Here is an 11,709-nt window from a genome sequence, read left to right on the forward strand (position 1 = left end):
CGCTTTTGCCTGCCAGGATTCCCCATTTTGGAGCGTCACAGATGGCTATCGAATCACTGGGTGTTGGTTCCAATCTTAACCTGTCGTCTCTACTTGATGGTCTTGAGAAGTCAGAGAAAACAAAGCTTGCACCCATCAATGCCAAGCTTACGTCGACCAACGCCAAGCTTTCAGGGTTTGGGCAATTGCAGAGTTCGCTTGAAGGTTTTCAAAAGGCTGCTCAAAAGCTCAATGGTGCCGAGCTATATAAAGGCTTTGCGACCAATGTCAGCGGTTCGGCGTTAACGGCGACTGCCGGCAGCACGGCTGCCGCAGGTAGTTACGATATCAAGATCAATAGTCTGGCCACTGCCGAGTCGCGAGCTACCCTGGGGCAGACTGATACTACAAGTGTTATTGGCACCGGGAAATTAACGATCAATCTCGGTGACAAGTCTACCAATGTCGATGTTACAGATGGGTCGCTGGCAGGCATTCGCGATGCCATTAACAAGTCCGATGCTGGCGTGACGGCCTCCATTATCAATGATGGTAGCGGTACTCCTTACCGGCTGGTGTTGAATTCACAAACGACAGGCAAGGATTCGACCATGTCGTTTGACAGTGCCGACGCCGGTTTAAATGCGCTTTTTACGGGCGCGGAGACAAAGGTTACTGCGCAGGATGCCAGTCTGACTGTTAATGGTTTGGCCATTACCAGCTCAACCAACAAGGTAGAGGAAGCCATTCAGGGCGTTACGCTTAATCTTGCAGAGACAACAGCTGAAGGGGCCTCTACGAAACTGACCGTCAGCCAGGACACCGACAGTGTCAAAACGGCGGTAAAGGATTTTGTGACGGCCTATAACAGTCTGGCCGACAAGATTACTTCTTTGACCAAGCCTACCGGTGAAGGTGATAACTTCAAGGGCGCCGCGTTAACCGGTAATAGTAATGTGCGTTCTGTTCAAAGCAACCTGCGCAGCATCATGAGTAGTGCGGTCGAAGGCACGGGCATGAATTATCTCTTCGAAGCCGGCATCAGTTTTAGCAGCGACCTTACGAAAAGTGGCAAGCTCGAGATTACGGATGAGGCCAAGCTTGATAAAGCGCTCTCCACGAACCTTGACGGCATGAAGGGGCTTTTTCAGGGGGATGGAACCAACGGTATTGCCTCACGCTTGGATAGCAGCATCAAGCAGATGCTATCTGACAATGGGGTGATCGGAAGTGCTCAAACAGGCTTGAAGAGTTCGGTAGAGAGTCTCAAGGACCGTAGCGCCAAAATGCAGGACACCATCAGCACGACCATGGAGCGCTACAAGAAGCAGTTTCAGCAGCTCGATTCACTGATGTCCCAGATTAACAGCACTCAGTCATACCTTTCTCAGCAACTTGATGCGCTGAACAAGACTTCATAATACGACTATTGTGGCGGATACCAGTTATGTATACACAAAGAGGGGCAAGTACCTACGCATCAGTAGGCGTGGAGACAGGTGCAATGAGCGCTTCTCCCCATCAACTGATCGTCATGCTGTTCGATGGTGCCATGGCGGCCATTTTCAAGGCCAAGTGGGCCATGGATCACAACGATATTGCTGGCAGGGGCATGGCCATTTCAAAGGCCATCGACATCATCGATGGCGGGCTGCGAGCCAGCCTGGACATGACGCGTGGTGGGGAGATGGCAGAAAGACTGTCATCACTTTATGAGTACATGTCTCGTTCTCTTTTAAAAGCGAATATGTCGAATAACAAGACGCTGGTAGAGCATGTGGAAAGTCTTTTGAGTGATATCGCCGGTGCATGGAAGGAAATCGGTTCGTCTGTCCAGCAACCCACTGCAGCGGCTCAGGCCTGATATGGAAAAAAAAAGTACTCTGATCATCCATGGCTATGAGCGAGCGCTCAGGGTGAGCCAGCAAATGCTTGAGCATGCCAGTGCAGGCCAGTGGCAAAAGCTGATTGAACTTGAGCATGACTATCTGTGTGAAATTGATCGTCTTCGAGTGCGTGATGAACAAATAACGCTGGATAGTGAGCGTCAGGCATACAAGAAGGAAATTCTGGCGCAGCTTCTGGAAAACGACCATCAGCTTCATGTGTTGCTACAGCAAAGGCTCGACGAACTCAGTCATCTGATGGAGAAGAGCCGGGTACAGCAGCAGGTCAATCGTGCCTATAGTGCGGTATCGGCCCCAATGGGGGAGTAGTCATGAGTGCCATTACGCCACTGCTGGATACCTTGCTTCACAACGTCCTGGGACGTCGCGCGGATCTGGATCGGGTTGCTTCAAGGCAACCCGATCTGCCGTTGGGGGGTGTGACCTATACACCGGCAGTGCGTCATGGCACCTCGGACACACCGGATGAAACGCTTGAGCGCCATGGCGAGGATGCGGCTGCAAGAGCCAAATCGCCTGACAGGATACCCACTCGAGTGACGACATCAGGTAGCAATCCTTTCGTTGAAGACACGACTTCAAGCAGCCTGCCCAAATCTTCCACCACGCATTTCAGCGCCGAAGCCAGAGCCATATCCCGTATTCTGGAAAAATTTCCAGCCACGGCACCTGTGGTCAGCACGGATGTCGTTCTGTTGGCAGACGAGGAATCGCCCAGGCCGTTAGTGCTTTCGTCCGTGCTTGCCGGACAGATCAGGCATAGCGGCCTGTTCTATGAGTCGCACCTGCGTCAATGGCTTCTGGGGCAGTATGATTCACAGGAATTGCTCAAGGAGCCTCAGAACAGGCTTTTACAGGCACCTTCGACGGGAAGTCAGGCTACTGCAGAGGCGGACAAGGCATACAGCGTGCTCACTGCGGTCATGCGTGAACGACACGCTGCGCAATCCGCTGGTAGTCTTGCTGGTCGAGAAGCCGGAATGCCTGATATGTCCTCTGCCCAGGATGATCTACAGGGCATTTTGCGTCATCAGCTGGAGCTCATGACGTCTCCGCTGGTGAGGTGGGAAGGTTTTTTGACGCCCCAGATACCGGTGCAATGGGAAATCGAGCAGGAACCCGAGGCCGATACCGACAAGAAGAGAGAAGATGCCTCAAGGATCTGGCGCTCAAAATTGAGGCTGACGCTCCCTGCTCTGGGGCATGTTGATCTTGAGATCAGCCTGCAGGACAAGACCATCAAGGTCAGTGGCAGGGTAGAAGGCCCCTATCTGGCATGGATGACTGTGCAGGGACAACATCTTGATGAACGATTCACAGGGGCAGGCCTTCAACTGGCGGCATTACACTTCTCGCCTCAGAACGGGAATGATCATGAGGGTAAAACAGCATGACATCTTCCAATGATCATTCCTTTCAACGCCAGCGTGCTGTGGCCATAGCACATGATGTCAATGAGACGCCTCGTGTGGTGGCCAAGGGCTATGGCACAACTGCCGATGCCATCATAGAAAAGGCGCATGCAAGTGGTATCCATGTGCATCAATCGGCAGAGCTGGTCAATCTACTCCTGCACGTGGACCTTGATGACCGTATTCCGAAAGAGTTGTATCTGGCATTGGCAGAACTGTTGTGCTGGATACACGAACTGGAGCGGGATGCAGCCTCTGTATCGTGATACATCAAAAAACCGTATGTTAACTCAAAGACACAAATAATTTTTTCTTTATTTTGAAATAGGGCCCTTTTTGGGCCCTTTTCGTCTGACGTTGATTTTATTGGCTAAATTTTCTGCTATTGTCTTAAGAAACGACATGAGAAAACATTGTTTTCGTACTAATCAAAAAAAGGGTTGTGGTAGTAAAGTATGATGTGCCAATATTGCAGAAAGTAACGGGGCGTTACATTAAATTGACTGAATGTCGCTCTGTCTGGCAATGAACCTGTTACGACAATCGGTCAAGAGCGTGAACAATCGCCGCTGCACCTGTCGTGATACGGGATAAATCTTCAAGACGAGGGGAAGGGAACATGATGACCACAAGCCATCTGCTGGACGATATTCGCAACGTCAATCTGTCTTATCTGCTTTTGGTACAGCGGCTTCTGAACGAAGATCGTTCTTCTGCCATGTTCAGGCTGAAGCTGAACGAACAGATGGCGGATACTCTGGCCTCATTGCCCATTTCCCAGCTTGCAAAACTTGCCAACTCCAATCAGCTACTGTGTCATTTTGCTCTGGTAGACCCTTCACAGCTGTCCTCGCTGACTACCCAGCAGCGAGAAGACGATCTCAAGCGCACCCACGCTGCCATTCTGCTTGCTGGTAGCATGCGTGATGACGAGGAGGAGGTGGTGCTGAAAAAGGGGCGCCATCATGGCCGATAAGAGCGTCATCAATGAAGTGCGTGATATCCAGCTGGCAATCGAGTTGATTGAGCTGGGTGCAAGACTTCAGGTGCTTGAAACCGAGACGGATCTTTCTCGTGGTCGACTGATTCGTCTTTACAAGGAAGTCCGGGGCGTTTCACCGCCGAAGGGAATGCTGCCCTTTTCGACAGACTGGTTTATTACATGGCTTCCCAATATTCACTCGTCACTTTTTTATAATATTTATCTTTCCCTGCGCGAACAGAGCCGCTGTGACCGGATGGAAGCCATTATCAAGGCCTACCGACTTTACTTCGAGCAAATCTCCATGCTTGAAGATGGTGAGGCCGTGCTGGGTCTGACTCGCGCCTGGACACTGGTACGCTTTTTTGAAAGCGACATGATGCAGCTATCCTCATGCACCTCATGCAGTGGCAGGTTTGTTAACCATGCCCACAGCCTTGATCAGGACTTTGTTTGCGGGATCTGCCAGCCGCCGTCTCGTGCCGGCAAAACCCGACGTGCTGCCGAAAGAGAGCGTATTAGAAAGGAAAGTGGTAGCGAATACTGATCAGGCAACGTACACCCCCATTTGATTCCCCGTTATTGCCATGATTTCCCCCTTGCCCTGACAGCGCTCGCTTTCAGGGTTTTTTCTTGTCTGAAGGCCCTGTCAAAACCGTTTTTAAACAGAAAATATGGCCCCCTTTTTGGAGGCTAGTCCTGCGTTTGATAGGCGATGAAAGGTTTTAATATCGTCACCATTGCCCGGCAGACGAGCTCGGTATTGTTGCAGGCGTTATATCCCTTTTTCCCCGATGAATCTGATGAGATGGGCTCTCAAGCCTGGCCACTTTTGGCCGATGTTATCTCCAGATCCTGAATACTGAGGAATTACCGTGCTGATATTATTTGGATATGTTGCTGTTGTTGCCTCGGTAATCGGGGGGTACATGATGGTAGGTGGTCATCTGGCAGTACTGTTTCAGCCGGCCGAAATCGTCATCATCTGTGGTGCTGCCATAGGTGCCTTCGTCGCCAGTAACAACGGCACGGCAATCAAGGCAACACTGAAAGTTGTTCCCAAGCTCAAGGGAAGCGTCAAGTACAACAAGGAGCTTTTCATGGAGCTCATGGCGCTTTTATACCTGTTGCTGGCCAAGGGCCGCCAGGAGGGCATGATGGCGCTCGAGCGTGATGTGGAAACCCCTGCGGAAAGCCCGCTGTTTACACGCTATCCCAAGCTGATGGCAGATCCATTGCTCATGGAGTTTTTGACCGATTATCTGCGCCTGATGATCAGCGGCAACATGGATGCCTTCGAGATCGAGTCGCTGATGGATCATGAAATCGAGACCTTTCAGCATGAAGCGGAAATTCCCGTTAACGCCATTTCGGGTGTCGGCGATGGCCTGCCTGCCTTTGGCATCGTGGCAGCCGTCATGGGCGTGGTGCACGCACTGGGTGCCGAAGGACTAACGCCCGAGGAAGTAGGCCCCCTGATCGCGGCTGCGCTGGTGGGGACCTTTCTGGGGATCCTGCTGGCTTACGGTTTTGTCACGCCGCTTGCCACGCACATCCGGCATCAGATCAGTGAAGTAGAGAAGATGCTGCAGTGTATCAAGGTGACGCTGCTGGCCAATCTGAATGGCTATGCACCGCCGATCGCAGTCGAGTTCGGTCGCAAGGTGCTCTATTCAAGCGAGCGCCCCAGTTTCAGCGAGCTGGAAGAGCATGTGCGTAGCGTACGTTCACAGCCCAGCGGCAATAGTCAGGGTTAAACCATGAGCCAGCACCGTCGCCCCATTGTCATACGTCGCAAGAAAGCCGCCGCCCATCATGGTTCGCATGGCAGCTGGAAGATCGCCTACGCCGACTTCATGACGGCCATGATGGCCTTCTTTCTGGTGATGTGGCTGCTGGCCGGAACATCAAAAGCCGAGTTTGAGCAGATCAGTGAATATTTTCGTACCCCTTTGAAAGTGGCGCTGGCAGGCGGGGATCGTAATTCGGCCAGCAACAGCGCCATTCCCGGAGGCGGGGATGATGTCATGCACAGTGAGGGAGAACGCTCCCGAATTACCATTGAGCAAAACAGTAGCATGGCCACCGATATGTCGGCGCTGAGCAGGCTCAAGGCACGCCTTGAAGCCCTGATGCAGGAAGACCCGGCCCTGCGGGATCTGCGCTCACAGATGCGGCTTGATCTTACTCCCGAGGGGCTTCGGATTCAGATCGTGGACAGCCAGCGACGGCCCATGTTCGAGGTAGGCAGTGCCCGTGTAGCGACTTATATGCACCGCATACTCACGGCCATTGCCCCTTTGCTTAATGAGTTGCCCAACAAGCTGACCCTGTCAGGCCATACGGATGACCTTCCGTTTGCCGCTGGTTTCAAGGGATACAGCAACTGGGAGCTTTCAACGGATCGCGCCAATGCATCACGGCGTGAACTGGTAGCAGGAGGGCTTGAGCCCGAGAAGCTGCTACGAGTCATCGGTATGGCGGACACCATGAACATGCCTGATGAGGAAGACAGTGCGCTCAACCGTCGTATCAGCATTCTGGTGCTCAACAGTCGCGCACAGAAAATGATGGAACAGGAAAACATGGCACCCGCCGCGCCCGCCATCATTGATGGTGACAAGGTCCCGCTGTCCATCGAGGGGTTTACGCAGGGCGACAGTGCTCTGGACACTCCGGAGGCGTCAGAACAGATGACACAGCCATGAGCACCATGACGGCAGGTTTTGAAAACACTTTCGCGCACGCTCGAGTCGAGCGTTGGACCGAATCCAGAAGCAGGGCAGGGCATCAGGCGTGAGCATCGACATTACCGAGTTCTACCAGACATTTTTCGAAGAGGCCGAGGAGCTGCTCAGCGATATGGAGCAGCAACTGTTGCAGATCGATCCCAGTGATCCTGACGGCGAACAGCTCAATGCCATCTTTCGAGCGGCACATTCCATCAAGGGTGGCGCGGGTACGTTCGGCTTTACCGTGCTTCAGGAAACCACGCATCTGTTCGAGAACCTGCTCGACAAGGCGCGTCATCGTGAACTGACCCTTGACCCGACCATTATCGACATATTTCTGGAAACCAAGGATATGCTCAGCGATCAGCTCAATGCCTACCGTCAACAGACCGAGCCGGACAGCGCCGCCTACGAGCGTATCTGTAACACACTGAAAACACTGGCCGAAGAGAAGGGCCACGGAAGCGGTGCTGTTTCCGAATCGTCAGCGCAGACCTCTGCATCCGGCGCTGCTGAAAGCAGTGCCATGATCATCCGAATTGCCGGGGTTGCCGCGGATAATGCCACCAGTCTTGCAGAAGAGATGGCATTGTTCGGTACCGTACTGGAACAGCAGCATGCCAATGATGTGCTGACCGTGCGCCTTGAAACCGCCACGGGCGAGGAAGATATCCGCGCCGTGCTCTGCTTCGTGGTCGACGATGATCAGATCACGTTCGAGCTTGTTGCAGCCGCCTCCGCTGACAATGGCGCAGAGACAGCAGTCGATGAATGGCCGGCCGAAGTTGATGAGTGGCCTGTCGAGGAAGAGATGGTGCAAAAGGCACCTGAGCCGGAAAAGATGACCCCGGCGGAACCGGTTAGCGTTGCGGCTCCGGCCGAGCCGGCCAGGGCCGCCGCGCCTGCTGCCAAAAAGGCCGAGCGGGCTGCGGCCAGCAGCGAAAATGCCTCTCTGCGCGTATCGATCGAAAAAATTGACCAGATCATTAACCTGGTCGGTGAGCTCGTCATTACCCAGTCCATGCTGGAGCAGGGGACATCCGATTTCGACCCGGTCATCCACGGCAATCTGCTCAGTGGCATGAACCAGCTTCAGCGTAATGCTCGTGACCTGCAGGAAGCGGTCATGTCAATTCGCATGATGCCCATGGATGTTGTTTTCAACCGCTTCCCGCGGCTGGTGCGTGACCTGGCTGGCAAACTGGGCAAGCAGGTTGAATTTGAAACAGTGGGCAAGTCTACCGAACTCGACAAGGGATTGATCGAGCGCATCGTTGATCCGCTGACCCATCTGGTTCGCAACAGTCTGGATCATGGCATCGAGACGCCTGATCGACGCCTGGCCGCGGGCAAGCCGGCTGCAGGCAGGCTGACGCTGTCTGCCAGTCATCAGGGCGGCAACATCCTGATTGAAATCAGTGATGACGGTGCCGGCCTGAACCGCGACCGGATCTTGAGCAAGGCTCGTGAGAATGGTCTGGCCGTGTCGGATGCCATGAGTGATGACGATGTCTGGCAGCTGATTTTTGCGCCGGGTTTCTCGACCGCCGAGCATGTTACCGATCTATCAGGCCGTGGCGTCGGCATGGATGTGGTCAAGCGTAATATCGCGCAGATGGGTGGCCACGTGGAAATTCTCTCCCGTACCGGGCAGGGCACTACCACGCGAATCGTGCTGCCACTGACGCTGGCCATTCTCGACGGCATGTCGGTTCGTGTCGGAGGAGAGGTTTATATCCTGCCGCTGGGTGCCATCAAGGAGTCCATGCAGGTCAGGCCGGAAGATATCAGCACCGTCACCGGTAATGATCGTGTCCTGCACGTTCGAGGTGAATATCTGCCCCTGGTCGAGCTTTACCGCGTTTTTGACATCCCCGATGCGAAGCAGGATGTCACCAAGGGCATTGTCATGATCGTGCAAAGCGAAGGGCGCAGCTTTGCCCTGCAGGTTGATCAACTGATCGGGCAGCACCAGGTCGTGGTCAAGAATCTGGAAACCAATTATCGACGTGTTCCGGGCATCTCTGCCGCCACCATCCTGGGCGATGGCAGCGTGGCATTGATCCTGGACATTCCGGCACTGTCACGTGCGCCTCAGGATCGTGAAGGCAGTCACGCGGGTCATCATCGTAGTGCTGCCGCGCTGCACTGATTCAGTTGCATAACGCACAGCCATCTTTAATTCTGCCCGCTGGGTCGGGCATATGGGAGTTGAGACAATGGAAGCTTCTGCTATCGACAAGGTACAGCTGGAAGGGGAAGGTCATGAGTTTCTGGTCTTTCGACTGGGTGCGGAAGAGTACGGCATCGATATCCTGAGTGTGCAGGAAATTCGCGGCTATGAAGGGGTGACGCGCATTGCCAACGCACCTTCCTTTATCAAGGGCGTGACCAACCTGCGTGGCGTTATCGTTCCCATCGTTGATCTGCGTCTGAAGTTTGCCTTGGGCAATGCCGACTACACGGCGCAAACCGTCGTCATCGTGCTCAACATTGGTCATCGCGTCGTGGGCGTGGTGGTGGATGGTGTCTCCGATGTTCTGGCCCTGACCGGTGAGCAGATCAAGCCGGCACCGGAGTTTGGTTCAACACTGTCTACCCATTACCTGATGGGACTGGGCAGTCTGGATGATCGCATGCTGATTCTGGTGGATATTGAAAAGTTGATGAGCAGTGAAGAGATGGCCCTGATCGACAAGGCTGCCTGATCGATTGCTCCTGCTTTGGAAAGCGCCGGCTGATGCCGGCGCTTTTTTTGTGTCTGTATAAACAGCGTACTTTAACCTGCTCTAATCCTCGGTTTGGTTTATCCAAAACATAGTTTGATGTGCACAGACATGCCGGCAACCGCCGGCAACCGCCGGCCACCGAGTTCATCTCAGGAGATCCATGCGTGCGCAATAACCAACCGGTCAATGACAAACATTATGTCCTGGATGAGCAGCAGTTTCTGATCTCCCAGACCGACACGGATGGCAATATCGTTTACGCCAATCCGGCGTTTATCGAGGTCAGTGGATTTGAGCGCCACGAGCTGATTGGCGCCCCCCATAACCTTGTGCGCCATCCGGACATGCCACCAGTGGCCTTTGCCAATCTCTGGAAGACGCTGCGCGACGGAGAGACGTGGACCGGCATGGTCAAGAATCGACGCAAGGACGGGGGCTACTACTGGGTCAGGGCCACGGTCATGCCTATTGTCGAGCAGGGCCAGCTCAAGGGCTATGCCTCGGTCCGCATCAAGGCTGACGAGGCGTCCATTGCACACGCCGAGCGGGTCTACCAACGTATCAGCAGAGGCCAGGGCAAGGGGTGGACGCTGGTGCATGGCGTCATTACGCCGGCCGGCCCGCTGGGCTGGGGGCATCGAATTGGCCGTATGGCCCCGGCGCGCAAGGCCAGCTGGGCGGGAGCCACATGTGCAGTATCGTCTCTGGCACTGCTGGGCCTTCTGGTGGCGGATTATCAGATGCTCTCGTCCCAGCAGTCACTTCCAGTACTCATGAGCACACTCACCATTGCCACCACCCTGCTGGCAACGGGCACGGCGGCTGCCGGAGCGTTGCTGGTACGACGCGCTCAGCGCTCGCTTGAGCAGGCGCTGGTGTGCTGCCGACAAATTTCCAGTGGCAACCTTGAAGCGCCCAGCACCAGTCAGGATCAGTTGATGATCGCACTGGATACCATGCGCAAGTGCCTTTTAGGCGTGGTTCGTGACGTCAAGGGCAGTGTTGGCGTGATCTCGCCGGCCAGCAGTGAGCTGGCCACCGGTAACCAGCACCTCTCTCGGCGCACCGAGGAACAGGCAGCGTCACTTGAACAGACCTCCAGCAGCATGGAAGAGCTGACCGCCACGGTCGGCCATAACGCAGAGCATGCCAGTGATGCCTCGAAGCTGGCGCATGAGGCGTCGACCGTAGCCGAGCGGGGCCGCAGCGAAATGGGCGATGTTGTCACGCGCATGGAGGGCATCACTCAGGCCTCGGCACGCATCTCCGATATCGTGGGCGTCATCGACAGCATTGCCTTTCAGACCAATATTCTGGCACTCAATGCCTCGGTGGAAGCGGCGCGTGCCGGCGAGCAGGGCAAAGGGTTTGCCGTGGTTGCCAATGAGGTGCGTTCCCTGGCCAGTCGCAGCGCTCAGGCTGCCCGCGAAATCCGTGAACTGATCGACAGGTCTTCGGTTGAAGTGCATGCCGGCAGCGAGCTGGTAGCCCGCGCACAAACCACCATGACCGATATCGTCGGCGGGGTGCATCGGGTCACGACACTGATGCAGGAGATCTCGTCAGCCACCCGTGAGCAGAAAAATGGCATCGAACAGATCGGCCAGGCCATTCAGCGCATGGACGAAATGACCCAGCAAAATGCCGCCATGGTCGAGCAGTCTTCGGCAGCCTCCGAGTCGATGCGTCAAAACGCCGATCATCTTAATGAAATTGTCAGTCTTTTCAGGATCAAGGAAAGCGTTCGGGCGCCGATAATAGCTTCAGACAGGACTGCTTCTTCAATGAAGCATGGGGGTAAGGCCCACGGCGGTGAATCGGACAGACACATTTCGACGTCGTCACGTACCGAGTCCGGCAAAGCCGCCGCCTCCGTCTCTGCCAAAGCCAAGGCACAAGTTGCTCGCCCACGTGGTGAGCCAGCGTCTGAAGCAGCAGACGAGGACTGGACAACCTTTTAATCACCTC

12 protein-coding genes are annotated in these 11,709 nt (G+C 54.7%); all 12 read left to right on the forward strand.

Annotation, left to right across the window (positions count from 1 at the left end):
- Window positions 1-41 precede the first annotated feature (41 nt).
- Entirely contained in the window at window positions 42-1,400 is a 1,359-nt protein-coding gene (gene fliD / locus ACUN8C_RS07300; RefSeq protein ID WP_445621575.1) for a flagellar filament capping protein FliD, read from the forward strand.
- A 26-nt stretch (window positions 1,401-1,426) separates the two neighbouring features.
- Window positions 1,427-1,843 (forward strand): flagellar export chaperone FliS, encoded by a 417-nt coding sequence (gene fliS / locus ACUN8C_RS07305; RefSeq protein WP_445621576.1) that lies wholly within the window; start codon window positions 1,427-1,429, stop codon window positions 1,841-1,843.
- A gap of 1 nt (window position 1,844) precedes the next feature.
- On the forward strand, window positions 1,845-2,195 hold the full coding sequence (fliT, locus tag ACUN8C_RS07310; protein WP_445621577.1) for a flagellar protein FliT: 351 nt from the start codon (window positions 1,845-1,847) through the stop codon (window positions 2,193-2,195).
- A gap of 227 nt (window positions 2,196-2,422) precedes the next feature.
- Window positions 2,423-3,280, forward strand: coding sequence for a flagellar hook-length control protein FliK (gene fliK, locus ACUN8C_RS07315; RefSeq protein WP_445621578.1), 858 nt, complete (start codon window positions 2,423-2,425; stop codon window positions 3,278-3,280).
- Entirely contained in the window at window positions 3,277-3,564 is a 288-nt protein-coding gene (locus ACUN8C_RS07320) for an EscU/YscU/HrcU family type III secretion system export apparatus switch protein (protein ID WP_445621579.1), read from the forward strand. The genes fliK and ACUN8C_RS07320 overlap by 4 nt, the downstream gene beginning before the upstream one ends.
- 353 nt (window positions 3,565-3,917) lie before the next feature.
- Window positions 3,918-4,274 (forward strand): flagellar transcriptional regulator FlhD, encoded by a 357-nt coding sequence (gene flhD, locus ACUN8C_RS07325; protein WP_341476567.1) that lies wholly within the window; start codon window positions 3,918-3,920, stop codon window positions 4,272-4,274.
- Window positions 4,264-4,827 (forward strand): flagellar transcriptional regulator FlhC, encoded by a 564-nt coding sequence (flhC, locus tag ACUN8C_RS07330; protein WP_108843689.1) that lies wholly within the window; start codon window positions 4,264-4,266, stop codon window positions 4,825-4,827. The genes flhD and flhC overlap by 11 nt, the downstream gene beginning before the upstream one ends.
- A 328-nt stretch (window positions 4,828-5,155) precedes the next feature.
- Window positions 5,156-6,037, forward strand: a complete 882-nt coding sequence (gene motA / locus ACUN8C_RS07335) for a flagellar motor stator protein MotA (protein ID WP_108843688.1) — start codon at window positions 5,156-5,158, stop codon at window positions 6,035-6,037.
- A gap of 3 nt (window positions 6,038-6,040) precedes the next feature.
- A complete protein-coding gene (gene motB / locus ACUN8C_RS07340) occupies window positions 6,041-6,988 on the forward strand; it encodes a flagellar motor protein MotB (protein WP_445621580.1) in 948 nt (315 codons plus the stop codon).
- Between the two features lie 94 nt (window positions 6,989-7,082).
- Entirely contained in the window at window positions 7,083-9,164 is a 2,082-nt protein-coding gene (gene cheA / locus ACUN8C_RS07345) for a chemotaxis protein CheA (protein ID WP_445621839.1), read from the forward strand.
- Between the two features lie 67 nt (window positions 9,165-9,231).
- Window positions 9,232-9,720, forward strand: a complete 489-nt coding sequence (gene cheW / locus ACUN8C_RS07350) for a chemotaxis protein CheW (RefSeq protein WP_108843686.1) — start codon at window positions 9,232-9,234, stop codon at window positions 9,718-9,720.
- A gap of 185 nt (window positions 9,721-9,905) precedes the next feature.
- The gene (locus ACUN8C_RS07355; RefSeq protein WP_445621581.1) at window positions 9,906-11,702 is read left to right on the forward strand and encodes a methyl-accepting chemotaxis protein; all 1,797 of its coding nucleotides are present in this window, start codon (window positions 9,906-9,908) and stop codon (window positions 11,700-11,702) included.
- Window positions 11,703-11,709 lie beyond the last annotated feature (7 nt).

The sequence above is a fragment of the Kushneria sp. Sum13 genome, from assembly GCF_052692355.1.

Excerpts from the sequence above, each read along its gene's own strand:
- flhC (WP_108843689.1), top strand. The coding sequence starts at position 4,264 with ATGGCCGATAAGAGCGTCATCAATGAAGTGCGTGATATCCAGCTGGCA.
- cheW (WP_108843686.1), top strand. The coding sequence starts at position 9,232 with ATGGAAGCTTCTGCTATCGACAAGGTACAGCTGGAAGGGGAAGGTCAT.
- motB (WP_445621580.1), top strand. The coding sequence starts at position 6,041 with ATGAGCCAGCACCGTCGCCCCATTGTCATACGTCGCAAGAAAGCCGCC.
- flhD (WP_341476567.1), top strand. The coding sequence starts at position 3,918 with ATGATGACCACAAGCCATCTGCTGGACGATATTCGCAACGTCAATCTG.
- fliT (WP_445621577.1), top strand. The coding sequence starts at position 1,845 with ATGGAAAAAAAAAGTACTCTGATCATCCATGGCTATGAGCGAGCGCTC.
- ACUN8C_RS07320 (WP_445621579.1), top strand. The coding sequence starts at position 3,277 with ATGACATCTTCCAATGATCATTCCTTTCAACGCCAGCGTGCTGTGGCC.
- fliD (WP_445621575.1), top strand. The coding sequence starts at position 42 with ATGGCTATCGAATCACTGGGTGTTGGTTCCAATCTTAACCTGTCGTCT.
- fliS (WP_445621576.1), top strand. The coding sequence starts at position 1,427 with ATGTATACACAAAGAGGGGCAAGTACCTACGCATCAGTAGGCGTGGAG.